We start from the raw sequence: 23,587 nt of genomic DNA on the forward strand, positions 1-23,587 counted from the left end.
GCGCGACGCAGGAGCACGTGGCTCGAGACCGGCTTGCGTGGTCTCGATACGCTCGCTGGGGCTCGCTACTCGACCAGCGACGAACGCTCGCTGGGGCTCGCTACTCGACCAGCGAAACGGGGCTACTCGCCCGACCAGGTCGCGACCTTGATGACCTCGACGGCGATCTCGCGCCCGTTCGGCGCGGTGTAGCTCGTCTTCTCGCCCTGCTTCAGGCCGAGGATCGCCGCGCCGAGCGGCGACTGCTCGCTGAACACGTCGAGCTCGGAGTCACCGGCGATCTCGCGGCTGCCGATGAGGAAGGTCTCCTCGTCGCCCGCGATGTTCGCGGTGATCACCGTGCCTGACTCCACGACGCCCTTCGACGCCGGTGCCTCGCCGACCTGGGCGGTGCGCAGCAGCTCCTTCAGCTGGCGGATGCGCGCCTCCTGCTTGCCCTGCTCGTCTTTGGCGGCGTGGTAGCCGCCGTTCTCCTTGAGGTCGCCCTCTTCGCGCGCGGCCTCGATGCGCTTGGCGATCTCCTCGCGACCCGTGGTCGAGAGCTGGTCGAGCTCGGAGGCGAGCCGGTCATAGGCATCCTGCGTCAGCCAGGTGACGGTCGTGTCCTGCGCCATGGTGCACACTCCAGTGGTGAGGGGGTGGAACGGACGGCGGCCCGCCCCGAGGGCGGACGTCGCCCCGAAAGAGCGAATTCAGTATTCTACGTGAGCCAGCAATGCTCGACCAAACCCGTGTTGGCGGGCTGGGCGACGCGCACGCGCTCGGTGAAGCTCCGGGTGTACGACTCCGAGGCGGGGATCTCCACGACCTTCCAGCCCACGACCGTGAAGTCGTCGTTCATCGCCTGCACGATGCACGCGGTGTCGTTGCCGGGCGGCACGGTGAGGTTCCAGCTCACCTCGACGGCCCGCTCGTCGTTGAGGAGCTGGTGCGCGGTGCCCGCGACCTGGAGGGACGGTCGCTGCCCGTCGAGACCGGCCCAGAGCACCCAGGCGACGAGGACCACGGCGAACGTCACGGCGCCGCCGATCAGCAGCCAGCGGTCGCGCCGGCGGTTCCTCGCGGTCCGGCCGTACCGCGCGCCGATGCGGTCGGATTCGGCGGGTGCAGGGGTTGCGGGGGCGGTGCGCACTCCAGGCTCCCTCCGGGTCGGATCGAGTAGGCTTGACGTCCAGCCTAATCGCCCAGCGAAGGCCCGCCTATTCGCTTCCGCGAAGGTCAGAAGCCCCTCGAATGGATGGCCGAACCCGTGCACCTGCTCCACGCCCTCACGATCGTCGCCGCCGAGAACCAGGACGAGTTCGATCCGAACGACGTCACGCCGGGCGTCGCCGGGTTCATCCTGACCTTCGTCGTGATGGTCGTCGTGCTGCTGCTCATCTTCGACATGGTGCGCCGCATCCGCCGGGTCAACTACCGCGCCGAGGTGCGCCAGCAGCTCGAGGCCGAACAGCGCGGCGAAGAGGCAGGCGAAGCGGATGGCGAGGCGGTCGACGGCGGCGGCGATCGCCCGGCGCGCGGCGATCAGCCCTAGTCGTCAGCCCGCGTGGTAGGCGGGTGCCAGTGCGATGAGCAGCGTCGCGGCCCAGTGGCACATGAACGCCAGCACCGTGCACACGTGGAAGATCTCGTGGAAGCCGAAATGCCCGGGCCACGGGTTCGGCCGCTTCAGCGCGTAGATGACCGCGCCGATCGTGTACAGCACGCCGCCGACGACGACGAGCACCATCATGGCGACGTTCGCGTTCACGAGGTCGACGATGTACATGACCGCCGCCCACCCGAGGAGCAGATAGATCGGCACATAGAGCCAGCGGGGCGCGGTGATCCAGAAGACGCGGAACCCGATGCCGAGCAACGCGCCGCCCCAGACGATCGCGAGCAGCAGCCAGCCCTTGTCGGGCGGCAACGCCAGGATGGCCAGCGGCGTGTACGTGCCCGCGATCAGCAGGAAGATGTTCGCGTGGTCGATGCGCTTCAGCACGACCTTGGTCTTGGGCTTCCAGTTGAAGCGGTGGTAGAGCGCGGAGTTGCCGAACAGCAGCATCGACGTGAGCATGAAGACCGCGCTCGCCCACTTCGCCCACGCGCCGTCGGCGAGCACGATGAGCACGATGCCCGCAGCGATCGTGACCGGGAACGTGCCGGCATGGATCCAGCCTCGCCAGCTCGGCTTGAGCTCGGCGGGCGCGGCGACGGATGCATCGAGCAGCGGGATGTTCGGAAGGTCGGGGCCTGCGCGCTCATCCCGGGCGACGGCTGCGTCGGCCGCATCGAGCTCGGCGGGCGGATGCTCGAGCTGCTCAGCCACGTCTTCAAGGCCGTGGGGGTCCGGTCGCTGCATGCGCCAACATTACGTCTCATCGATCACTGGTTGCTGTGAGCGAAGTTGTAGCGTAGGTGCGTGCACACCAGCGATCGCGGTCAGGGTCGCGGCATCCTCTATCGGCTGTACGAACGACGACTCCGCAAAGACGTCGACCCGGCGGCGATGCCGCGTCATGTCGCCATGATCATCGACGGCAATCGTCGCTGGGCGAAGCAGCTGGGGTACGAGTCCGCCGCGCACGGTCACCGGGCGGGTGCGGCGAAGATGCGCGAGTTCCTCGAATGGTGCGACGACCTCGGCATCCAGGTGGTGACGCTCTATCTGCTCTCGAGCGACAACCTCAGCAATCGCCCGTCGACCGAGCTCTCGGACCTCATCGAGATCATCGCCGAGCTCGCGGAGGAGCTCTCGCACTACCGCAACTGGCGCGTGCAGCACGTGGGCAGCGATCAGGGCCTGCCCGCACCGCTGGTCGCCGCACTCGACGCGGCCGAGCAGCGCACGACCGGCAATCGTGGTCTGCATGTCAACCTCGCGGTGGGCTACGGCGGCCGGACGGAGATCACCGACGCCATGCGGTCGATCGTCGCCGCGCACCACGCCGAGGGCCGCAGCCTCGAGGACCTCGCCGAACGCCTCACACCCGAGCTGATCGGCGAGCACCTCTACACCGGCGGGCAGCCCGACCCCGACCTCATGATCCGCACCTCGGGCGAGCAGCGGTTGAGCGATTTCATGCTCTGGCAGGCCGCGCACAGCGAGTTCTACTTCGTCGAGGCGCTGGGGCCCGACCTGCGCCGCGTCGACTTCCTGCGCGCGGTCCGTGACTACGCTCAACGGCACCGCAGGTTCGGCGGCTGACCGAGACATCCGGTCGCCCGCGCAACCCCCGCGCGGACCGGCCCGCCGCTCTGGCACACTCTGCCCCGGAGAGGGAACGCTGCACATGTCCATCGATCACTACATCGCCGAGTTCGGCGAGGATCCCGGGTATCTCGACTACGGCCGGGTGGGTCCGCTCTCGCGGGCCGCAGCCGAGGAGAGCACCGCGTTCACGCAGATCCTCGAGCGGGCCAGATACGGCAGCTTCGACGCCTTCGCCGATCAGGACTCCCGGGTGCGCGCCGCTGCGGCGCTGCTGACCGGGTTCCCGACAGAGCAGATCGTATTCCAGCCGAACACCACGCAGGGCCTCATGCACGCGCTGTTCGGGCTCACCGGCGGGGTCCTGCTCTCAGACGAGGAGTTCCCGAGCCTCCCGATCGCCGCGGTGAGGGCGCAGCAGGCGCTGCAGGTCGTGCGGCCGAGGTGGCTCGAGGCCGAGCGGGGGCGGGTCACGCCCGGGTTCATCCGCGACCGGCTCGATGCCGAGATCGACGCGGTCGCGGTCAGTCTCGTCGACTCGTACACGGGGTACCTGTGCGATCTCGAGGGGATCCGCCAGGTGATCGGCGACCGGCTGCTCATCGTCGACGCCGTCCAGGGCTTCGGCGTCGTCGACGCGCCGTGGCAGCTTGCGGACGTCGTCGTCAGCGGCGGACAGAAATGGTGCCGCGCCGGCTGGGGCACCGGGCTCATGGCGCTCTCCGCGCGTGCGCTCGACCAGCTCACCCCGGTCTTCTCGGGCTACACCGGCACCGATGAAGACGCCGACGTGGCCGACGACGAGGTCTGGGGCGAGGTGCCGCCGCCGTCGCGCACGGCCCGCGGGTACCGGGTCTCCAACCCCGACCCGATCGCCGAGGCGCGCTTCGCGGCCGCGCTCGAAGAGATCGCGTTCGCGGGCGTGCCGGCCATCAACGCGGCGATCACGGAACGGGTCACCGAGGTCATCGATCTGGCCGACGAGTTCGCCATCGCGGTCTCGAGCTCGCGTGACGAGCAGGAGCGAGCCGGCATCGTGGTGCTCGAGCCGCCGGCCGAGCAGGTGACCCTGCTCGCGGCCGCACTGCACAATCACGGCGTCACCGCGACGATCCGCCCTGGAACGGTTCGGTTGAGCGTGCACGCCGGCACGAGCGACGAGACGATCGACATGCTGCGCGCGGCCTTCGTCTCGTACGCGACCGCGGCCGTCTACTGAACTCCGCTGAACGAGGAGCGAGCGACGAAGGCGCACGCCCTTGTGGATCGAGTAGCGAGCGACGAAGGAGCACGCGTATCGAGATCAAGTGCCGGGTCTCGATACGCTCCGCTACTCGACCAACGTACTTCGTGAACACGCGGAGTCGTTCCGCGTGTCGATACCAAGAATCGTCGCGTCCAGTCGTACGTTCGCCTCATCGGGCAAAGCGTCCGATCGAGTCGGCTCGATGACCGCTCGTGGAAGGGGTCGCCGGCCGGCTTCGACAAGCCGAGCGAACACGCTCGGGGCGGGAGCGGTCGTGGCAACAGGTGCAACTTCCCAGTCCGGTGGCCGGCAGACGGGGCGCGCTTCGGCGCAGCCCCGTTTCGCGTCTCAAGGGGCGACGAGCCAGGCCGAACGGACCTATGTGCTCGACACGTCGGTGCTGCTGTCCGATCCGCGGGCGCTGTTCCGATTCGCCGAGCACGCCGTGGTGCTCCCCGTGGTGGTGATCACCGAGCTCGAGGCCAAGCGCAACGACCCCGAGATCGGCTACTTCGCGCGGCAGGCGCTGCGGATCCTCGACGAGCTCCGCGTCGAGCACGAGCGGCTCGACTTCCCGATCTCGGTCGGCGACGGCGGATCGCTGCGCGTCGAGCTCAACCACTCGAACCCGGCGGTGCTGCCGAGCGGGCTGCAGCTCGGCGACAACGACTCGCGCATCCTCGCGTGCGCGGCGAACCTCGCGAACGACGGCGTGGCCGTCACGGTCGTCTCGAAGGACCTGCCGTTGCGCGTGAAGGCCGCGGCGATCGGTCTCGAGGCCGAGGAGTACCGTGCTGAGCTCGCGGTCGACTCGGGCTGGAACGGCATGGCTGACGTCTCGCTCGGCTCCAACGACATGGCGAAGCTCTACGAGCACGAGAGCCTCGTGATCGGGGACGCCGTCCGCCTGCCGGTGAACACGGGCCTCGTCCTGCACTCGGATCGCGGGTCCGCGCTCGGCCGTGTCGTCGGCGACGACGGCGAGGTGCGGCTCGTGCGCGGCGACCGTGAGCTGTTCGGCGTGCACGGCCGGTCGGCGGAGCAGCGGCTCGCGATCGATCTGCTGCTCGACCAGGAGATCGGCATCCTCTCGCTCGGCGGACGCGCGGGCACCGGCAAGTCGGCGCTCGCGCTGTGCGCGGGCCTCGAGGCCGTGCTCGAACGGCAGCAGCACAAGAAGATCATGGTGTTCCGCCCGCTGTACGCCGTCGGCGGCCAGGAGCTCGGCTACCTGCCGGGCGATCAGGCCGAGAAGATGAACCCGTGGGCGCAGGCCGTGTTCGACACGCTCGGCTCCGTGGTCTCCGACAATGTGCTCGAGGAGGTCATCGACCGCGGCATCCTCGAGGTGCTGCCGCTCACGCACATCCGGGGCCGTTCGCTCCACGACGCGTTCGTGATCGTCGACGAGGCGCAGTCGCTCGAGCGCAACGTGCTGCTCACGGTGCTGAGCCGGATCGGCCAGAACTCGCGCGTGGTGCTCACGCACGACGTCGCGCAGCGCGACAACCTCCGCGTCGGCCGGCACGACGGCGTCGCGTCGGTCATCGAGACGCTGAAGGGGCATCCGCTCTTCGCCCACATCACGCTCACGCGCAGCGAGCGCTCCGCGATCGCCGCGCTCGTGAGCGAGATGCTCGACGGCGCCGAGCTCGCCTGATCGCTGGTCGAGTAGCGAAGCGTATCGAGACCCGGTGACCAGTCCCCGAGACTGGCCCACCGGGTCTCGACACGTTCGCCGAAGGTCACCACTCGACCAACAACGGCGGATGCCTCGTGCCCGCAGTCTGCGGTAGGAGGCATCCGTTCACCCGACCGGGGGTGGGCGGGGACGGGCGCGCGACCGTGATACGCATATATCATTGTGCCGAAGGGGATGCTGGGTGTTGCATGGCGCCTATTCGGCCCGCAGCTCGGGTCCGTGGACAAGGAGAATTGCCATGCTTGATCGCTTCGTGATCCCGCTCGCCACGCCGGCACCGGATGCAGGATGACCAAGGAGCCTTTCGATGGGGCCGGGTTCGGCGTCGGCCCCGGCATCAACGGTTCCCCTCTCGGGCCGTCGTTTCGAGAGCCGCCGGTCCGAACGCCGCGCCGTATCGGATGGATCGCGACGGCCGCCGCGGTCGGCGGGGCGCTCGGGATCTTCCTGATCCTCATCGTCATCGGGTGAGGCGGGAGAGATGGATGCCTCGTCAAGATCTACCGGTGACCCAGACGAATAGGCTGCGAAGATGCAGGAAGGAGCGAACCGCGTTCGAGCGGGTGGTCCGCGAGGGTTGGTTCGCTCGGGTCTACTGGGGAGCGATCGCGGTCGGCATCTCTGCGGTCGGTGCGATTTGGATCTGGGCTCCGGGCCTCCTCGTCGTCTCGGGTTATGTCGCGGTCGCGCTGGCTGTCGCATTGGTGGCGGGTCGATACGTCCGTGCAGCGAAGCTCAAGCGCGAGCACACCACCGACTGCACCCGCCCGCGCAGACCGGACGTGCGGAACCCGCCCCTACGAACGACGGATGCCTCGTGCCGCAGAGTGCGGCACGAGGCATCCGTTCGGTGGTGGTGAGGTGCGTTACGCGACCGGAGGGCGCGTCATCGAGAGCAGGTCGAGCGCCGAGTCGAGCTGCTGTTCGGTGAGCTCGCCGCGCTCGAGGTAGCCGAGGTCGGCGACGGCCTCGCGCACCGTGATGCCCTTGGCGACCGAGTGCTTCGCGATCTTCGCGGCGGCCTCGTAGCCGATCAGCTTGTTCAGCGGCGTCACGATCGACGGCGACATGCCCGCGAGCGCCGCGATGCGGTCGTGGTTCGGCTCGAGGCCGTCGACGGTCTTGTCGGCGAGGATGCGCACCGCGTTCGTGAGCAGGCGGATCGACTCGAGCAGCGCCGTGCCCATGACGGGGATCTGCACGTTCAGCTCGAACGTGCCCGACGCACCCGCCCAGGCGATGGTCGCGTCGTTGCCGATGATGCGTGAGGCGACCATGAGCACGGCCTCGGGCACGACCGGGTTCACCTTGCCCGGCATGATCGACGAGCCCGGCTGCAGGTCGGGGATGTGCAGTTCGGCGAGACCCGTGTTGGGGCCCGAGCCCATCCAGCGCAGGTCGTTGCAGATCTTCGTGAGGCTCACGGCGATCGTGCGCAGCGCGCCCGACGCGTCGACGAGGCCGTCGCGGTTCGCCTGCGCCTCGAAGTGGTCGGCCGCCTCGGTGATCGGCAGCTCGGTGTCGCGCTGCAGCAGCTCGATCACCAGCTGCGGGAAGCCCGCGGGCGTGTTGATGCCCGTGCCGACGGCCGTGCCGCCGAGCGGCACCTCGGCGACGCGGGGGAGCGCGGTGCGCACGCGCTCGATGCCGAGCCGCACCTGGCGGGCGTAGCCGCCGAACTCCTGCCCGAGGGTCACGGGCGTCGCGTCCATGAGGTGCGTGCGGCCGGGCTTGACGAGCTCGGACCAGGCGGCGGCCTTCGCCTCGAGCGCGACCGCGAGGTGGTCGAGCGCCGGGATGAGGTCGTCGATCAGGGCCGCGGTCACCGCGATGTGCACCGACGTCGGGAACACGTCGTTCGAGGACTGCGACGCGTTCACGTGGTCGTTCGGGTGCACCTTCGCGCCGAGCTTCTCGGTCGCGAGCGCGGCGAGCACCTCGTTCATGTTCATGTTCGAGCTCGTGCCGCTGCCCGTCTGGTACACGTCGAGCGGGAACTGGTCGGTGAAGCCGTGCTGCCCCGCGATGACCTCGTCGGCCGCGGCGACGATCGCCTGGGCCACGTCGCCGTCGAGCACGCCGAGCTGCGCGTTCGCCTGAGCGGCGGCGCGCTTGATGCGCGCGAGCGCGGCGATCTGGGCCGGCTCGAGACCGTCGCCCGAGATCGGGAAGTTCTCGACGGCGCGCTGCGTCTGCGCGCCGTAGAGCGCCGACGCGGGAACCCGCACCTCGCCCATCGTGTCGTGCTCGATCCGGTAGTCGGCGGCGGTGTCCACCACGGTGTGATTCCCTTCGGTCGGGGCGGCGGCCCAGGCGGGGCCAGGAAGGCGGAGCGGTCGGTTCAGATGCGGCCGACGACGACGTCGGTCTCGGCGCGGCCCTCGACCAGCCGGTAGTTCGCGCCCACGACGGCCAGCCTACCTTCGGCGATCGCGTCGGAGATCATCTCGGAGCCGTCGATCAGCTCCTGCACCGTCGTGCGCAGATGCTCGCGACCTACGAACGCTGCATCCACGTCGGCCGGGCTGACCGGCGAGTCGGCGGCGGCACCCGCGACCTTGCGCACGGCCGGCACGATGCGGTCGGTGAGCGAGGCGATGTGCGGCGGCAGCGGCGAGGCATCCGCCGCCTGCGACTCGATCGCGGCGCGCACCGCGCCGCACTCGTCGTGACCCAGCACCAGGATGAGCGGAACCCCCAGCACGCCGACCGCGTACTCGAGCGAGCCGAGCACCGAACCCGTGACGACCTGACCCGCATTGCGCACGACGAACGCGTCGCCGAGCCCGAGATCGAAGATGATCTCGGCCGACAGTCGCGAGTCGGCGCAGCCGAAGATCGCGACGCGAGGCGTCTGCTGCAGGGCGACGGCCGAACGCCGCTCCGCGTTCTGGCGCGGATGCGACGGCTGCCCCGTCACGAAGCGATCGTTGCCCTGGCGCAGGTCCCGCCAGGCTTCCGCGGGCGACACGTTCGGCTGCGACACGTCGGTCACGGTGCTCCTCTCCTGGGCGTCGCGGGCGGATGCCTCGCGGCCGCCGGTCTCTCGGCCGGTCACTGCGCTTCGACCGCGGACGTCAGTGCGGCCACGAGCTCGCCGAACTCGGCCGGCGGCGCGGTGCCGAGCACGACGAACGTCGTGTCGCCCGCCTCGGTGGTCATGCCGTACTCGGCGTTGCCGACGTCGTCGGACGTCGACCGGTTGTCGTACACGGTCCAGTCGACCCCGTCGATCGTCGTCGTGCCCGTGGCCGGCGTCCGCGCGAGCAGCCCGGCGACCCAGGTCGGGTTCGCACCGATCGCCTGGTAGACGCCGACGAACTCGTCAGATGGAGTCAGGTAGCCGATGTACCACGCGGTCACCTGGTCGGCCTCGCTGCGGCGGATCTCGGCCGCGTTCGCGCGCCAGCCCTCGGGAAGCTCGGGCACCGCGAGCGGGGCGGCCATCGCGGCCTGCGCCTGCCCGGCCGTCGCGGCGACGTCGATGTCGGGCTCCATGGGCGTGTCGCTGCGCGGCACGACGAGCACGATCACGAGCACCACGGCCAGGCTCGCGACCAGCGCGTACACGAGGTTCATCACGGTCTGCCGCTGCCGGTGCTTGAGGCTGTTCTCGGCCTTGCGCGCGGCCGTCTCTTCAGCGGTCTCGGGGCGACCGAGCTCGGCGACGACGCGCGGCGCGCGTGGCTCGCGGGCCATCAGGCGTCGCCCGCCGCGTCGGACGTGCCCGGCCTGGTGCCGGCCCGCGCCTGGTCGAGCCGGGCCTTCGCGCCGATCAGCCACTCCTCGCAGCGGGCCGCGAGCGCCTCACCGCGTTCCCAGAGCGCGAGCGACTGCTCGAGCGTCGTCTGACCCTGCTCGAGCTCGGCGACGACCTGCACGAGCTCGTCGCGCGCCTGCTCATAGCTCAGCTCGGCGACATCTGCAGGGGTTGGCATGGGGTCCAGTCTATTTGACGGCGGTCACCCGGCCGTGCGTTCGCGCTCGTCGTCCAGCAGGCCTCGCGACTCGGCCGCGAGGCGGCCGTCGGCGAGCGTCACCGTGAGCGCGGCGCCGGCCGGGGCGGCGGATGCCTCGTGCAGCACATGACCGTCGGCGCCCTGCACGATCGCGTAGCCGCGATCGAGCGTCGCCTGCGGCGAGAGCGCCCGCAGATGCCCGCGCAGCTCGGCGACCCGGTGCTGCTGCCGTTCGAGCATCCGCTCGACGAGGTCGCTGCCGCGCGCGACGTAGCGCGTGACCTCCTCGGCCCGGCGATCGACGATCCACGAGGTCGTCGCGAGCGACGGCCGCGACCTCAGGTGCTCGATGCGGTCGATCTCGCGCGTGAGGATCGCGGAGAGCCGCATGCCGAGCCGAGCACGCGTGTGCTCGACCCGGGACAGCTCCTCGGCGACGTCGGGCACGACGCGTTTCGCGGCATCGGTCGGCGTGGACGCCCGGAGGTCGGCGACCTCGTCGAGCAGCGGCCGGTCCGCCTCATGCCCGATCGCGCTCACGATGGGCGTGACGGCGGCGGCGGCCGCCCGGACCACGCGTTCATCGCTGAAGCCCAGCAGGTTCTGGAAGTCACCGCCGCCGCGCGCGACGATGATGACCTCGACCTCGGGGTCCGCGTCGAGCCGCTCGATCGCGCGGACCACCTCTGGCACGGTGCGGTCGCCCTGCACGGCGGCGTAGATCGTGCGGAACTCGACCGCGGGCCAGCGCAGGCGCGCGTTCCGCAGCACGTCCTGCTCGGCGTCCGAGTCACGGCCGGTCACGAGCCCGACGACGCTCGGCAGGAACGGCAGCCGCCTCTTGCGGTCGGTCGCGAACAGTCCCTCGGCCGCGAGCTGGGCGCGCAACCGCTCGAGCCGCTCAAGCAGGTCGCCGAGCCCGACGTGGCGGAGGTCGTACACCTGCATCGTGAGCGAGCCGCCCTTGACCCACCAGTTCGGTTTGACGAGGGCCACGACGCGGTCGCCCTGCGCGAACTTCTCGGAGAGCCGCGCGCGCACCGAGGACCAGATCGTGAAGGACACGGTCGCATCGACGTCGCAGTCCTTGAGCTTGCCGTACACGTTGCCCGCCGACACGCCCCACTGGGTGAGCTCGCCCTCGACCCAGACCGTGCCGAGCCGGTCGACGTACTCCTTGAGCTTGCCCGAGAGCACAGACACGGGCCACGGCGTCTCGCGCGTGGTGGGGCCTTGGGCCAATGGTCGCTCCCAGCCGCCCGTCATCTGGCGCCGCTTAGGATGGGGACCGTGACGAGCACGACGGAAGCCCCGCGGATCGGCCTCGGCATGCCGAGGATTCCGAGCGTGCGAGGCCGGCTCAAGGATATCCCCGTCGCCGGGGGCAAGCGTGTGCTGCTGGCCGCCCCGCGCGGGTACTGCGCCGGCGTGGACCGCGCCGTGATCGCGGTCGAGAAGGCGCTCGAGCACTACGGCGCGCCCGTGTACGTGCGGAAGCAGATCGTGCACAACATCCACGTCGTGACCGAGCTCGAGAAGCAGGGCGCGATCTTCGTCGAAGAGGTCGACGAGGTGCCCGAGGGTGCGCACATCGTGTTCAGCGCCCACGGCGTATCGCCCGCGGTGGTCAACTCGGCCGCCGATCGCGGCCTGCACGCGATCGACGCGACCTGCCCGCTCGTGACCAAGGTGCACCGCGAAGCGGTGCGGTTCGCGCGCGACGACTACGAGATCCTGCTCATCGGCCACGAGGGGCACGAAGAGGTCGAGGGCACCGCTGGCGAGGCGCCCGACCACGTCACCCTCGTGAACAGTCCCGACGACGTGCCGAACATCGAGGTGCGCGACCCCGACAAGGTCGTGTGGCTCTCGCAGACCACGCTTTCGGTCGACGAGACCATGGAGACCGTACGGCGCCTCCGCGAGCGCTTTCCGAACCTGCAGGACCCGCCGTCCGACGACATCTGCTATGCCACCCAGAACCGGCAGGTCGCGATCAAGAAGGTCGCGCAGGACGCCGACCTCGTGATCGTCGTCGGCTCGGCGAACTCGTCGAACAGCGTGCGCCTCGTCGAGGTCGCGCTCGAGTACGGCGCGAAGGCGGCCTACCGGGTCGACTTCTCGACCGAGATCAAGCAGGAGTGGCTCGACGGCGTCCAGACGATCGGCGTGACGAGCGGAGCATCCGTGCCCGAAGGGCTCGTGCAAGAGGTGCTCATGGACCTCGCCGACGCGGGCTACGGCGACGTGTCCGAGGTCAAGACCGCCGAGGAAGACCTGATGTTCTCGCTCCCCAAGGAGCTGCGCAAGGACCTCGCGGGCAATCGCGACGCGCGGGCGCTGGGCGGCCGCACGCGCGGCTGAGGCTGCGCCCGCCCGCGCCCGATCCGCCGGTTCGGCGCCCCTACGGGGCGGTCGTCGGCGACGGGATCTGCGACTGGACGAACTCGAGGTAGGTCGGGTCGCTGAAGACCACGACCGCCATGAGCGCGACCGTGATCACGACCGAGAGCGCGCCGCCCGCGAGCGGGATCCAGAACGCGATGCGGCGTGCGCGCATCCGGAGGATCGTGAGGCCGAGCACGGTCGCGTAGAGCGAGAGCTGCACGACGATGCCGATCACGGAGAGCGTCGGCAGCCACTCGGGCGGCGTGAAGTCGCCGATGCCCATCATCGTGTAGGTGGTCTGGATCTGCTGGCCGAGTTGCTGCATCGCGCGCGCCGTGTCCCAGGCGCCGAAGGCGCCCAGCACGAGCAGGGCGATCGTGATGATGCGGTCCCACGTCGGCGCACGGCGCGGCGCGGCGGGGTCGGCGGACGTGGACGGGGCGGGTGTGCCCGTGACGGATGCCTCCGGCTGTGCCGGCGCGGCCGGAGCAGCGGGGGAGGGTGAGGCATCCGTCGCGGGGTGCTCGTCGCCCGGGGGCTGCCAGCTCCAGCCCTCGGGTGCGTACTCGCCGTACCGCGGACGGGGCCGCTCGTCCCGGGGCGGGGCCGGTTCCGCCGCGGAGCGGCCCCCGGTCTCGGGTGCGGGTCGAGCGGCCTCGTCCTGAGTCATCCGTCGCCTTACGCGCTGATCGACTGGCCGGCCGAGCCGAGCTGACGCGTGGACTCCTGGACGCGGACCGCCATCGCGGACTCCGCGATCTTGCCCCACGCGCGCGGGTCGTACTGCTTCTTGTTGCCGACGGAGCCGTCGACCTTCAGCACGCCCTCGTAGTTCTCGAACATGTAGCCCGCGATCGAACGCGTGAACGCGTACTGCGTGTCGGTGTCGATGTTCATCTTGATCACGCCGTTCGCGACCGCCTCGGCGATCTCGGCGTCGGTCGAGCCCGAGCCGCCGTGGAAGACCAGGTCGAGCGGCTTCTCGCCCGTGCCGAACTTCTCGGCGATGCCGGCCTGGATCTCGCCGAGCAGCGCCGGGCGCAGCTTGACGTTGCCGGGCGCGTAGACCCCGTGCACGTTGCCGAACGTGAGGGCCGCGATCCAGCGGCCCTGCTCGCCGAGGCCGAGCGCCTCGACGGCCTTCGTGACGTCCGCCGTGGTCGTGTACAGGGCGTCGTTCGAGCCCTCGTGCTGCACACCGTCTTCCTCGCCGCCGACGACGCCGATCTCGACCTCGAGGATCGCGTTGATCGCCTTGGTGCGCTTGATCATGTCTTCCGCGATCTGGATGTTCTCGTCGAGCGGCACGGCCGAGCCGTCCCACATGTGGGACTGGAAGATCGGGTTGCGGCCGGCCTTCACCTCTTCCTCCGACGCGGCGATGAGCGGCATCACGAAGTCGTCGAGCGCGTTCTTGGGGCAGTGATCGGTGTGCAGTGCCACCGTGATGCCGTAGCTCTTCGCGACCTCGGTCGCGAACTTCGCGAACGCGAGCGCGCCCGTGGCACGAGCCTTCACGGACTGGCCGGCGAAGTAGTCGGCGCCGCCCGTCGTGACCTGGATGATGCCGTCGGAGCCGGCTTCGGCGAGGCCCTGCAGCACGGCGTTCAGCGTCTGCGAGCTCGACACGTTGAAGGCGGGGAAGGCAAAGCCCTTGGCCTTGGCGGTGTCGAGCATCTCGGCGTACTGCTCTGGGGTGGCGATGGGCATGGACGCTCCTTCGGCGATGAGGGTGGGTTCGCGGTCGAGTCTAACCAGTCGACCTGGGGCCGCTCGCGTGGGTCGCGGACGCACGAACCGGCCTGTTTGACAAATGGTCAGACCAAGCTTAGGGTCGATCACCGAGAGATGGTCTGACCATCCACCCACCACCGTTCCACCTCGACCCGCGGGCCGAGCTACGAGGAAGTAGTGAGATGAATCTGTACTCGCTGATGCAGCAGCGAACCGAGGCGCAGGGTCCTATTCGGGTCGGCGTCATCGGTGCCGGCAAGTTCTCGTCGATGTTCCTCACGCAGGCGTCGACCACTCCGGGAATCCACGTCGTCGGGGTCGCCGACATCAATGTGCCCAAGGCCAGGGCTGCGCTCGAGCGCACCGGCTGGGCTGCCGAGCGGTACGCGGCGACCTCGCTCGAGGACGCGGTGAAGACCGGTGGCACGTACGTGCTCGAGAGCTCGGACGAGCTGATCTCGTTCGGTCCGATCGAGGTGATCCTGGAGATCACGGGCAACCCGATCATCGGCACGTATCACGCGCTCAAGGCCATCGAGAACGGCAAGCACGTGATCATGGTCAACGTCGAGGCGGACTGCATGGTCGGGCCCATCCTGCAGCGTCGTGCGCAGGCCGCGGGCGTGGTCTACTCGATGGCGTACGGGGACCAGCCCGCACTCATCTGCGAGATGGTCGACTGGGCGCGCACCGTCGGCTTCGACGTCGTCGCCGCGGGCAAGGGCACCAAGTACCTGCCCGAGTACAACTACTCCACGCCAGACACGGTGTGGAACTATTACGGCTTCACCGACGAGCAGCTGGCCTCGGGCGACTACAACCCGAAGATGTTCAACTCGTTCCTCGACGGCACCAAGTCGGCCATCGAGATGGCCGCGGTCGCGAACGGCACCGGCCTCATCCCGCAGGACGAGGGCCTGAACTTCACGCCCGCGGGCGTCGATGACCTCTCGACGCTCATCATCCCGAAGGAGCACGGCGGCACGCTCAGCCGCAAGGGCACCGTCGAGATCGTCTCGAGCCTGAATCGCGACGGCAGCGACGTGTACCGCGATCTCCGCTGGGGCGTCTACGTGACGTTCGAGGCGCGCACCGAGTACGCCGTGCAGTGCTTCGCCGAGTACGGCGTGCAGACCGACCCGTCGGGCCGGTTCGGCGAGCTGTACCGTCCGTACCACATGATCGGGCTCGAGCTCGGTGTCTCGATCGCCGCCGCGGTGCTGCGCGGCGAGGCGACCGGTTCGCCCACGGGCTTCCGCGGCGACGTCGTCACCACGGCCAAGAAGGACCTGCGTGCCGGCGACACGCTCGACGGCGAGGGCGGCTACACCGTGTTCGGCAAGCTGGCCCCCGCGGCGGTCTCGCTCGACCACAATGCGCTGCCCCTCGGGCTCGCGCACGGCGCCAAGCTCATCCGCGACGTCCCCAAGGACCGCATGGTCTCGTGGGACGACATCGACGCCGACGAGTCGCTGCTCGCCGTCCAGGTCCGCCGCGAGCTCGAAGCGGAATTCCGCGCCGAGCACGAGGCCGAGCGCGCCGCGGCCTGACCACCAGACCATCTCGAGCCATGACCGTTACAGTGAGGGTGATCGGTGAACCCACCGCGTCGCACGAACATTCACGGGAGTGGGTCGAGCATGTCAGCTGCCAGCGGGTGGGAGCCGGTCCAGCGCGTCAGAACCTACGAACAGGTCATGGCGCAGATCGAGGAGCGCATCCTCGACGGACGGCTGAAGGCCGGCGACCACCTGCCGAGCGAGCGCGAGCTCGCCGCCCTGCTGGGCGTCTCGCGCCCGTCGCTCCGGGAATCCCTGCGGGTACTCGAAGCGCTGGGCGTCGTGGACATCCGGCGGGGTGGCGGCCCCGAGGGCGGTGCGGTCCTGCACAGCACCCCGGGCGACGGGATGGTCAACCTCCTCAAGCTGCAGATCGCGCTCGCGCACTTCAGCTGGATCGATGTCCTCGAGACGCGCATGTCGCTCGAGGCCTGGAGCGTCGAGGAGGCGGCCTACCGATCGAATGACGACGACCACCGCGAGCTCGCCGCGATCCTCGACCGCATGGAGGATCCGACGATCGACTCAGCCGAGTTCAACCGCCTCGACGCCACGTTCCACGTCCGCATCGCCGAATCGACCGGCAATGCGCTCACGGCCCACTTCATGGGCTCGCTGCGCACGGCCATCCACCGCCAGATGGTGGAGATGTACGCGGAGCTCGAGGACTGGCGCGAGACCGCGAAGATCGTGCGGGCCGAGCACCGCGAGATCCTCCAGGCGATCGTCGAGCGCGACGGACGCAAAGCCGCAGAACTGGTTCGGCACCACATCGCCGACTTCTACAAAATCAGCCCCCGCGGGGGGAGCACGATCCCGAGCTGACTCGGGCCGCACACCTCCCGCGAGCAAGGCCCGCCACGGCCTTCACATCAAGGGAGATATGAACCGACCATGACGACCATGACCACCACCCCGAACCCCGGCGCGCGCGCCAAAGACGGTTCGCCGGACAAGCTCAAGACCGCGATCGGCAGTGCCGTCGGCACCACGATCGAGAACTACGACTTCCTCGCCTACGGCACCGCTGCCGCGCTGTACTTCAACGAGGTGTTCTTCCACTCGGAGGACCCCGTCGTCGGCCTGCTGCTCGGCTTCGGAACGTTCGGCATCGGCTTCGCCATGCGCCCGCTCGGCGGCGTCATCGGCGGCTACCTCGGCGACAAGATCGGTCGCAAGCCGGTCCTCGTCGGCGCCCTGCTGCTCATGGGCATCTCGACCGTGCTGATCGGCGTGCTGCCGACGTACGCGCAGGTCGGCATCCTTGCGCCGATCCTGCTCACGCTCATCCGCATCATCCAGGGCATCGCGTTCGGTGCCGAGTGGGGCGGGGCGATCCTGATGACGTTCGAGCACGCGCCATGGAAGAAGCGCGGCAGGTACACCGCCATCCCGCAGGCCGGCGTGCCGCTCGGGCTGCTGCTCGCGAACCTCGTCTTCCTCTGGTCGACGACGTTCGACAACGAGCTCGCGTGGCGACTGCCGTTCCTCATGTCGGCCGTGCTCATCATCGCGGGCCTCATCATCCGCGCGAAGGTCTCCGAGAGCCCCGAGTTCGAGGACACCAAGACCGCCGGCCTCGTCGTGAAGAACCCCCTCAAGGAGGTCTTCAAGAACGACTGGCGCACCATCCTCCGGGTCATCGCGCTGCGCCTCGCCGAGTCGGGCGGCTTCTACGTGATCGTCACGTACATGCTCTCCTATCTCACGACCGGCGACGAGCCCATCACCGACCGCGCGACCGCGCTCACGGGCCTCATCGTCGCCGCCGCGCTGGGGCTGTTCACGACGATCCTGTTCGGTGCGCTCTCCGACCGGCTCGGCCGCAGGCCGGTCTACTTCATGGGCACGATCCTGCTGATCGCGTTCGCGTTCCCGATGTTCCTGCTCGTCAACACGGGGCTGCCGTACATCATCGTGTTCGTCTACATCATCGCGATGTCGATCATCCACGACATGCTGGCCGGCACCCAGGGCGCCTGGTTCTCGGAGCTGTTCAACACGAACACGCGCTCGTCGGGCGCATCGATCGGCTACCAGTTCTCGGCGGCGATCTCGGGCTTCATCCCGATGATCGCGACCGCGGTGGCCATCCCGCTCGGCTGGGGCGGCGTCGCGTGGGTCTACCTCGCGTGCGGTGTCCTCGGCCTCGTCGGAACCCTGCTCACGCGTGAGACCTGGGGTAAGAAGGAGCAGGCCGCGGTCGACGCGGTCATCGCCGAGCAGTCGCGTTCCTGAACGCCGCGGGCCGGCGAGGCGCATCGGCGTCTCGCCGGCCCCGAGGCATCCGGCCCTCGCCACAGCCCGGCCGACCGGATGCCCCCGGCACCCGCCCGGGGCATCCGCCGGACCGTCTCGGTCCCGCGCATCCGCACCACGCACAAGGAGACCTCATGAAGACCGTCGTGCTCGACGACGACCCCACCGGCACCCAGTCCGCCAGCGGCGTGCGCGTCCTGCTCGAGAGCGACGCCGACCTCATCGAGCGTGCCCTCCGCACCGCGGACAGCGTGTACGTGCAGACCAACAGCCGCGCGATCGACGAGTCCAGCGCGGTCGAGCTCGTGAGCCGCGTGCGGCGCGACGCGCTGACCGCCGGCGAACGGCTCGGCGAGCCCGTGCAGTTCGTGCTCCGCGGAGACTCGACGCTGCGCGGGCACGTGTTCGCCGAGACCGAGGCGTTCCTCGACGGCGACGCGGTCATGCTGTTCGTGCCGGCCTTCCCCGACGGCGGTCGCACGACACGCGATGGCGTGCACTACGTACGCATCGACGGCGTCGACGTGCGCGCCGACGAGAGCGAGTACGCGGCCGACCCCGTGTTCCCGTTCGACACCTCGGTCCTCGAGGAGTACGTCCAGCGCAAGTCGGGCCGCCTCGGCGTGCCCGTGCCGCTCGAGGCGGTGCAGGGCGTCGACGAGCTCGAGGCGGTGCTGCTCGACGCGCCGGCGGGCGCGGTCGTCGTGCCCGACGCGGTCACGAACGACGACATCCGCCGGATCGCCGAGGCCGTGCGCCGGGCCCGGGCCAAGGGCGCATCGATCGTCGTCCGCTCGGCCTCGCCGCTCGCCGCGATGCTCGCGGGCGTCGAGAGCGATGGCCTGCTCGAGCGTCCGCTCGTCGACCGCGCCCGGCCGACGCTGCTCGTCTGCGGCTCGCACACCGAGGGCGCGACCCGGCAGCTCGCCGGCGTCGTCGAACGACACGGCGAACCCGTGGTCATCGACACCGTCGCCGCCCTGACCGACCCCGCCGGTGCCGCGTCGGAAGCTACGACACTCGTGCTCGAGCGGATCGACCGCGACGGTCTCGCGGTGGTCACCTCCGAGCGCGTCAGGCTCGCCGAGCACGACACGCTCAACCACGGCGAGCGAGTCATGACGGCGCTCACCGACGTCGTACAGGCCGCCCTGCCCGCCGTCGAGGTCGTCGTGTCGAAGGGCGGCATCACCTCGGCCGAGGTGGCGAGCACCGGGATCGGCGCGCGCTCGGCCGTCGTGCTCGGACAGGTGCTGCCCGGAGTCTCGGTCTGGGAGCTCGAGGCGCGGGACGGCAGGATGCTGCTCTACGTCGTCGTGCCCGGGAACGTCGGCGGACCCGAGACGCTCGTCGAGGTGCTCGACGCACTGCGGCTCGACGCTCCCGTCTCGGCCTGACCGGCGACCGCGTTAAGAATCGCCGAACTTTCACACGCCGGGCGTCCTCCGTGACGCCCGGCGCGTGTGCCGATCGATACGCTCGAATCAGGACGCCCGGAAGGACCTCGCCTTGAGCACCGATGACAGCCTGTACCTCCACCCCGACCGCAACATCGCGCTCGAGCTCGTGCGCGCGACCGAGGCGGCCGCGATCCGCTCGTACCCGTGGATCGGCCGCGGCGACAAGCTCGGCGCCGACGGTGCCGCGGTCGACGCCATGCGTGCCTTCCTCGGCACCGTCAACTTCGACGGCGTCGTCGTCATCGGCGAGGGCGAGAAGGACGAGGCGCCCATGCTGTTCAACGGCGAGCGCGTCGGCAGCGGCAAGGGGCCGAGCTGCGACATCGCCGTCGACCCGATCGACGGCACCTCGCTGACGGCCGCGGGCCGTCAGAATGCCCTCTCGGTCATCGCGGTCTCCGACCGGGGAACGATGCTCGACGCGTCCAGCATCTTCTACATGGACAAGCTGGTGACGGATGCCTCGGGCGCCGGCGTCGTCGACATCAGGAAGCCGATCGGCGAGAACATCAGGGCGCTCGCGGCTGCCAAGGGCAAGGACGTCGGCGAGCTGCGCGTGGCCGTGCTGAACCGGCCGCGGCACGAACAGCTGATCGCCGACATCCGGGCGGCCGGAGCCGGCACGCGCCTCATCAGCGACGGCGACGTCGCAGCCGGCATCAACGCCGCACGGTACGAGTCCCGCATCGACATGTGCGTGGGCATCGGCGGAAGCCCCGAGGGCATCACGACCGCGTGCGCGATCAAGGCGCTCGGCGGATTCATGCAGGGCCGGCTCGCGCCGACCGACGATGCCGAGCGCGAACGGGGCGAGGCCGCGGGGCTCGACTGCGACCGCGTGTACGAGCTCGACGACCTGGTGCGCGGCGACAACACGTTCTTCGTCGCGACGGGTGTGACCGACGGCGAGCTGCTCGACGGCGTGCGCAAGAAGGGGCCGGTCATCCGCACCGAGAGCCTCGTGCTGCGCGGGCGCTCCGGCACCATCCGCCGCGTGGTCGCGGACCACCTCGCGGAGAAGTGGCTCGACGAAGCCGACCGCTGACGCGCTGCCGCGCCATTTCTGCATCACCGCGCCCACACCGACGTGTCGCGCCGGCCACGACAGTCCGGGCTGGCGCGGTTCGTCGGCGATGGCGCTGACCGCACGCGGAGAGCGCGGCAGCGAGTGGGGACGGGCAGCGCGTGGGGAAGGACAGCGTGTGGAGAACTGAGCGGGTGTCGGTGGCATCCGTGAGAATGGTTCGGTGACCGTCGCCGACCGGCTCCCTCGCGCACTGAAGCCGTTCGCCTCCGGGCAGTACCGGCTGCTCGTCGGCGCGCTCGCGGCGTCGCTGCTCTCGGCGGGTGCGTGGCTCGTCGCCGCCGTGTGGCAGGTGGTCGAGCTCGGCGGCTCGCCGATCGACCTCTCGTTCGTCGCGGTGGGCTCGAGCCTCGGTCTCGTGCTCGCGGTGCTGTTCGGCGGTGTCGCCGCCGACCGTATCCCGCAGCGACTCATCCTGATCGTGGTCGAGATCGTGCGCGGGGTGGCGTTCGCCGTCGCGGCCGTGCTCGCGGTGACCGGGGTCATCGAGGTGTGGCACATCGCGGCCCTGTCCTTCGTGTTCGGTCTCGCCGACGGGTTCTTCTACCCGGCGTACTCGGCCTGGTTGCCGGCCCTGCTGCCGGCCGGCCAGCTGCTCGCGGCGAACGGCATCGAGGGTGTGCTGCGGCCCGCGGTCATGCAGGCGGCCGGGCCCGCGGTCGCGAGCGCCCTGATCGCGATCCAGGCGCCGTGGCTGGCGTTCGCCGTGGTGGCCGCTCTGCAGGGCGTCGCGGTCGTCGTGCTCGTGCTCATGAGGACGACGCCCGTGCGTCGCGACCTCGACGGACTCGACGTCCACCCGGTGCGGCAGGCGTTCGTCGACCTCAGAGACGGGTTCTCGTACCTGCTGAAGACGCGGTGGCTGTTCGCGACGCTGGTGTTCTCGATCCTGCTGGTGTTCCTCATCATGGGACCGATCGAGGTGCTGCTGCCGTTCGCGGTGAAAGACCAGACGGGCGGCGGGGCCGGGGCGTTCGCGCTCGCGCTCGCGGCGTTCGGCCTCGGGGGAGCGGTCGGGTCGCTCGCCGTGGCCTCGCGGCCGCTGCCGCGCCGCTATCTGACGCTCATGATCCTCGCGTGGGGCGTGGGCTGCGTGCCGCTCGCGATCATCGGGTTCACGTCGTGGCTGTGGGTCATGGTCATCGCCCTGTTCATCGTCGGTGTGCTGTTCGACGGCGCACAGGTCGTGTGGGGCACGCTGTTGCAGCGCCGGGTGCCGCCGTCGATGCTGGGCCGGGTGTCGAGCCTCGACTTCTTCGTCTCGCTCGCGCTCATGCCGATCTCGATGGCGGTCGCGGGGCCGGTGGGTGAGGCGATCGGACTCGCGCCGGCGTTCCTCATCGCGGGGCTCGTGCCGCCGCTGCTCGCGGTCGCGACGCTCGCGGTCGCCAAGCTCGGCGCCGACGAGCTCGCGCACCCGCTCGACACCGCGCCGCCCGACCCGACGATCGTCACCGGAGCCGAGGCCGCCGCTGGCTTCCAGCCACCCTCCGACGAACCGCACGAGCGCTCCGGCGAGCGCTGACCGACCGTGCGTCGCCCGGCGAGGTGGACTCGCGCCGGGCGACGCACGCGGCACGCACGTGCGTGATGGTGGCCGAGTGGAGATGGGGGGAATCGAACCCCCGTCCGCTGCCGTGAGTCGGCGTCTTCTCCGGGTGCAGCCGGTGTGGATGTGTTGCTCGGTCCTGGAGCGCGCCACCGGCAGCAATCTCCAACGAACCCAGTCTCAGCTCGTGTCCTTCTGATGTGCTGAGGCGCCGCATCGAAGCAAGCTCTCTCACTGACGCCAGAACCGGATCGAGAGCATCTCCGGCCTGACGGTTCCTATCGGAGCTGGCGACTAGGCCGCGAGGTCGTAGTCGAGCTGCGAGGGAACAGTGCTGATCTTTTCGGCACTTATCTGGTGCCGGGTGCGTTCACGAGATGACCCGGCCTCCTCGACCCGCTTCCCGCCGGTTCGTCGTCAACGTCGAAACCGATCATCCCCTGAAGTGGGCCACCATCACGCACTGTGCAATTGCCAATCGCTGCCTAAGCACGTGAATACTAGCATGCGGAACGTTCGTGGTCAACGCGGACCAGGTGGCGATCGGCTGAATGCCGAGGACATCGGCCTCTGCCCTGCGGGACGCCGGGACCGTGAAGCTGACGGAGTCGGCACACCCGGGCCGGCGACCAGCCCGAAGAGAGGTCATCATGTCCAGCGCAGCAGCACGGCCTACGGCCGTTGAGTCAGAGGCGAGTGCTCAGGCCGAACGCGGCCGGCCGGCGCGAGCCTGGGCGATCGGCGGCGCTGTCGCGGCGCTCGGCTCGTTCACGAGCGTGTTCCTGTCGATGATGCTGTCACCCGAGTACATCCCCGGCAACGTGATCACCGCCGACGACATCAACGCGGGGCTCCAGGCACAGCTTCCCGTGCTGATCGGGTTCCACATCGTCACGCTCGGATCGGCGATGCTGGTCGTGGTGTTCGCCGCTGGGCTGCACCGACGGCTCGCTGCGGCGCTGCCGGATCGCTCGTCGCTTCCGCTGATCGCGTTCGCGGGCATGCTGCTCGTCGCGGCGGCGCAGGTGTTCGGGTCCGGACTCGACACCGAGTTCTTGTTCGGAGTCGCTGACACAGCGATCAACCTGCCCAGCGATATCGGGTTCTATTCGCACTGGATCGCCACGATCCCGTGGCTGTGGGTCGGGGCGGGGCTCGCCGCGCTCGCGGTCGGCGTCGCGGCGCGAGCGAGGGCGGTCGCGCGCTGGCTGGGCGGGACGAGCCTCGCGCTCGGCGGGATCACCGTGCTGGTCGCGCTGTCGCCGCTGCAGTACATGGCTGCTGGGCCCGGCATCCTTTGGCTTCTGGTGGCCGCGATCGGGTTCGCGGCTGAGGGGCGGGGAGGGCGAACGTCCGCGGTGTAGGGCGGCGGACGGGACGGCAGGTGCGCTCAACGCACCTGCCGTTCGTCGGCTCACGGACCGAATCGCCACGCGCCAACGGACGCCGACTGC

The 23,587-nt window shown here is 69.8% G+C and carries 23 protein-coding genes and 1 other RNA gene; 13 read left to right on the forward strand and 11 right to left on the reverse strand.

Going from position 1 to position 23,587, the window contains the following annotated elements:
* Positions 1-122: 122 nt before the first annotated feature.
* On the reverse strand, positions 123-614 hold the full coding sequence (gene greA / locus RH864_RS03285; protein ID WP_310516088.1) for a transcription elongation factor GreA: 492 nt from the start codon (positions 612-614) through the stop codon (positions 123-125).
* 86 nt (positions 615-700) lie between these two features.
* The gene (locus tag RH864_RS03290; RefSeq protein WP_310516089.1) at positions 701-1,132 is read right to left on the reverse strand and encodes a DUF4307 domain-containing protein; all 432 of its coding nucleotides are present in this window, start codon (positions 1,130-1,132) and stop codon (positions 701-703) included.
* Positions 1,133-1,237: 105 nt separating this feature from the next.
* Between RH864_RS03290 and RH864_RS03295 the strand changes: the two genes are divergently transcribed.
* Positions 1,238-1,534, forward strand: coding sequence for a hypothetical protein (locus RH864_RS03295; protein ID WP_310516090.1), 297 nt, complete (start codon positions 1,238-1,240; stop codon positions 1,532-1,534).
* A gap of 3 nt (positions 1,535-1,537) precedes the next feature.
* Here RH864_RS03295 and trhA read toward each other — a convergent pair whose 3' ends face one another.
* Entirely contained in the window at positions 1,538-2,344 is an 807-nt protein-coding gene (gene trhA / locus RH864_RS03300; protein ID WP_310516091.1) for a PAQR family membrane homeostasis protein TrhA, read from the reverse strand.
* A gap of 60 nt (positions 2,345-2,404) precedes the next feature.
* Here trhA and RH864_RS03305 point away from each other — a divergent pair, with 60 nt between their 5' ends.
* The 4 genes from RH864_RS03305 (at position 2,405) to RH864_RS03320 (ending at position 6,612) form a co-directional block, all read left to right on the forward strand.
* Positions 2,405-3,190, forward strand: a complete 786-nt coding sequence (locus RH864_RS03305; RefSeq protein WP_310516092.1) for an isoprenyl transferase — start codon at positions 2,405-2,407, stop codon at positions 3,188-3,190.
* Positions 3,191-3,275: 85 nt separating this feature from the next.
* Positions 3,276-4,412: an aminotransferase class V-fold PLP-dependent enzyme gene (locus tag RH864_RS03310; protein ID WP_310516093.1), complete on the forward strand. Its 1,137-nt coding sequence runs from the start codon at positions 3,276-3,278 to the stop codon at positions 4,410-4,412.
* Between the two features lie 229 nt (positions 4,413-4,641).
* The gene (locus RH864_RS03315; protein ID WP_396129938.1) at positions 4,642-6,099 is read left to right on the forward strand and encodes a PhoH family protein; all 1,458 of its coding nucleotides are present in this window, start codon (positions 4,642-4,644) and stop codon (positions 6,097-6,099) included.
* A gap of 330 nt (positions 6,100-6,429) precedes the next feature.
* Complete coding sequence (locus tag RH864_RS03320) at positions 6,430-6,612, forward strand: hypothetical protein (protein WP_310516095.1); 183 nt, start codon at positions 6,430-6,432, stop codon at positions 6,610-6,612.
* A gap of 395 nt (positions 6,613-7,007) precedes the next feature.
* Here RH864_RS03320 and RH864_RS03325 read toward each other — a convergent pair whose 3' ends face one another.
* The 5 genes from RH864_RS03325 to xseA all read right to left on the reverse strand — a co-directional run bounded on the left by RH864_RS03325 (position 7,008) and on the right by xseA (position 11,366).
* A complete protein-coding gene (locus RH864_RS03325) occupies positions 7,008-8,420 on the reverse strand; it encodes a class II fumarate hydratase (RefSeq protein ID WP_310516096.1) in 1,413 nt (470 codons plus the stop codon).
* Between the two features lie 62 nt (positions 8,421-8,482).
* Positions 8,483-9,127 (reverse strand): carbonic anhydrase, encoded by a 645-nt coding sequence (locus tag RH864_RS03330; protein WP_310516386.1) that lies wholly within the window; start codon positions 9,125-9,127, stop codon positions 8,483-8,485.
* A gap of 68 nt (positions 9,128-9,195) precedes the next feature.
* Entirely contained in the window at positions 9,196-9,840 is a 645-nt protein-coding gene (locus tag RH864_RS03335; RefSeq protein WP_310516097.1) for a DUF4245 domain-containing protein, read from the reverse strand.
* Entirely contained in the window at positions 9,840-10,079 is a 240-nt protein-coding gene (locus tag RH864_RS03340) for an exodeoxyribonuclease VII small subunit (protein ID WP_310516098.1), read from the reverse strand. Before RH864_RS03340 ends, RH864_RS03335 begins: the two co-directional genes overlap by 1 nt.
* Before the next feature lie 24 nt (positions 10,080-10,103).
* Positions 10,104-11,366 carry an exodeoxyribonuclease VII large subunit gene (gene xseA / locus RH864_RS03345; RefSeq protein ID WP_310521878.1) on the reverse strand — a complete coding sequence of 421 codons (1,263 nt, stop codon included), beginning with the start codon at positions 11,364-11,366 and terminating at the stop codon, positions 10,104-10,106.
* A 63-nt stretch (positions 11,367-11,429) separates the two neighbouring features.
* Between xseA and RH864_RS03350 the strand changes: the two genes are divergently transcribed.
* Entirely contained in the window at positions 11,430-12,464 is a 1,035-nt protein-coding gene (locus tag RH864_RS03350) for a 4-hydroxy-3-methylbut-2-enyl diphosphate reductase (protein WP_310516387.1), read from the forward strand.
* A 40-nt stretch (positions 12,465-12,504) separates the two neighbouring features.
* Here RH864_RS03350 and RH864_RS03355 read toward each other — a convergent pair whose 3' ends face one another.
* Both RH864_RS03355 and fbaA read right to left on the reverse strand, forming a co-directional pair.
* Positions 12,505-13,158 (reverse strand): DUF6264 family protein, encoded by a 654-nt coding sequence (locus RH864_RS03355; protein WP_310516100.1) that lies wholly within the window; start codon positions 13,156-13,158, stop codon positions 12,505-12,507.
* Positions 13,159-13,166: 8 nt separating this feature from the next.
* Positions 13,167-14,198 (reverse strand): class II fructose-bisphosphate aldolase, encoded by a 1,032-nt coding sequence (gene fbaA, locus RH864_RS03360; protein WP_310516101.1) that lies wholly within the window; start codon positions 14,196-14,198, stop codon positions 13,167-13,169.
* Positions 14,199-14,404: 206 nt separating this feature from the next.
* Between fbaA and RH864_RS03365 the strand changes: the two genes are divergently transcribed.
* The 6 genes from RH864_RS03365 to RH864_RS03390 all read left to right on the forward strand — a co-directional run bounded on the left by RH864_RS03365 (position 14,405) and on the right by RH864_RS03390 (position 22,109).
* On the forward strand, positions 14,405-15,772 hold the full coding sequence (locus tag RH864_RS03365) for an NAD(P)H-dependent oxidoreductase (RefSeq protein ID WP_310516102.1): 1,368 nt from the start codon (positions 14,405-14,407) through the stop codon (positions 15,770-15,772).
* Positions 15,773-15,862: 90 nt separating this feature from the next.
* Positions 15,863-16,606 carry a FadR/GntR family transcriptional regulator gene (locus RH864_RS03370; protein WP_310516103.1) on the forward strand — a complete coding sequence of 248 codons (744 nt, stop codon included), beginning with the start codon at positions 15,863-15,865 and terminating at the stop codon, positions 16,604-16,606.
* Positions 16,607-16,684: 78 nt separating this feature from the next.
* Positions 16,685-18,019: an MFS transporter gene (locus RH864_RS03375; protein WP_310516104.1), complete on the forward strand. Its 1,335-nt coding sequence runs from the start codon at positions 16,685-16,687 to the stop codon at positions 18,017-18,019.
* 155 nt (positions 18,020-18,174) lie between these two features.
* The gene (locus RH864_RS03380; RefSeq protein ID WP_310516105.1) at positions 18,175-19,437 is read left to right on the forward strand and encodes a four-carbon acid sugar kinase family protein; all 1,263 of its coding nucleotides are present in this window, start codon (positions 18,175-18,177) and stop codon (positions 19,435-19,437) included.
* A 112-nt stretch (positions 19,438-19,549) separates the two neighbouring features.
* Positions 19,550-20,545, forward strand: coding sequence for a class II fructose-bisphosphatase (gene glpX, locus RH864_RS03385; protein WP_310516106.1), 996 nt, complete (start codon positions 19,550-19,552; stop codon positions 20,543-20,545).
* 202 nt (positions 20,546-20,747) lie between these two features.
* A complete protein-coding gene (locus tag RH864_RS03390; protein ID WP_310516107.1) occupies positions 20,748-22,109 on the forward strand; it encodes an MFS transporter in 1,362 nt (453 codons plus the stop codon).
* A 74-nt stretch (positions 22,110-22,183) separates the two neighbouring features.
* Here the strand turns inward: RH864_RS03390 and ssrA are convergent.
* Positions 22,184-22,574, reverse strand: a transfer-messenger RNA (tmRNA) gene (ssrA, locus tag RH864_RS03395).
* Between the two features lie 209 nt (positions 22,575-22,783).
* Between ssrA and RH864_RS03400 the strand changes: the two genes are divergently transcribed.
* The gene (locus RH864_RS03400) at positions 22,784-23,497 is read left to right on the forward strand and encodes a hypothetical protein (RefSeq protein ID WP_310516108.1); all 714 of its coding nucleotides are present in this window, start codon (positions 22,784-22,786) and stop codon (positions 23,495-23,497) included.
* Positions 23,498-23,587 lie beyond the last annotated feature (90 nt).

It is taken from the genome of Agromyces aerolatus (assembly GCF_031432255.1).
Lineage (GTDB): Bacteria > Actinomycetota > Actinomycetes > Actinomycetales > Microbacteriaceae > Agromyces.

Excerpts from the sequence above, each read along its gene's own strand:
- RH864_RS03315 (WP_396129938.1), top strand. The coding sequence starts at position 4,642 with ATGACCGCTCGTGGAAGGGGTCGCCGGCCGGCTTCGACAAGCCGAGCG.
- RH864_RS03295 (WP_310516090.1), top strand. The coding sequence starts at position 1,238 with ATGGCCGAACCCGTGCACCTGCTCCACGCCCTCACGATCGTCGCCGCC.
- RH864_RS03350 (WP_310516387.1), top strand. The coding sequence starts at position 11,430 with ATGCCGAGGATTCCGAGCGTGCGAGGCCGGCTCAAGGATATCCCCGTC.
- RH864_RS03365 (WP_310516102.1), top strand. The coding sequence starts at position 14,405 with ATGAATCTGTACTCGCTGATGCAGCAGCGAACCGAGGCGCAGGGTCCT.
- RH864_RS03400 (WP_310516108.1), top strand. The coding sequence starts at position 22,784 with ATGTCCAGCGCAGCAGCACGGCCTACGGCCGTTGAGTCAGAGGCGAGT.
- RH864_RS03340 (WP_310516098.1), bottom strand. The coding sequence starts at position 10,079 with ATGCCAACCCCTGCAGATGTCGCCGAGCTGAGCTATGAGCAGGCGCGC.
- RH864_RS03310 (WP_310516093.1), top strand. The coding sequence starts at position 3,276 with ATGTCCATCGATCACTACATCGCCGAGTTCGGCGAGGATCCCGGGTAT.
- trhA (WP_310516091.1), bottom strand. The coding sequence starts at position 2,344 with ATGCAGCGACCGGACCCCCACGGCCTTGAAGACGTGGCTGAGCAGCTC.
- RH864_RS03320 (WP_310516095.1), top strand. The coding sequence starts at position 6,430 with ATGACCAAGGAGCCTTTCGATGGGGCCGGGTTCGGCGTCGGCCCCGGC.
- xseA (WP_310521878.1), bottom strand. The coding sequence starts at position 11,366 with ATGACGGGCGGCTGGGAGCGACCATTGGCCCAAGGCCCCACCACGCGC.
- RH864_RS03370 (WP_310516103.1), top strand. The coding sequence starts at position 15,863 with ATGTCAGCTGCCAGCGGGTGGGAGCCGGTCCAGCGCGTCAGAACCTAC.
- greA (WP_310516088.1), bottom strand. The coding sequence starts at position 614 with ATGGCGCAGGACACGACCGTCACCTGGCTGACGCAGGATGCCTATGAC.
- RH864_RS03380 (WP_310516105.1), top strand. The coding sequence starts at position 18,175 with ATGAAGACCGTCGTGCTCGACGACGACCCCACCGGCACCCAGTCCGCC.
- RH864_RS03335 (WP_310516097.1), bottom strand. The coding sequence starts at position 9,840 with ATGGCCCGCGAGCCACGCGCGCCGCGCGTCGTCGCCGAGCTCGGTCGC.
- RH864_RS03355 (WP_310516100.1), bottom strand. The coding sequence starts at position 13,158 with ATGACTCAGGACGAGGCCGCTCGACCCGCACCCGAGACCGGGGGCCGC.
- fbaA (WP_310516101.1), bottom strand. The coding sequence starts at position 14,198 with ATGCCCATCGCCACCCCAGAGCAGTACGCCGAGATGCTCGACACCGCC.
- RH864_RS03375 (WP_310516104.1), top strand. The coding sequence starts at position 16,685 with ATGACCACCACCCCGAACCCCGGCGCGCGCGCCAAAGACGGTTCGCCG.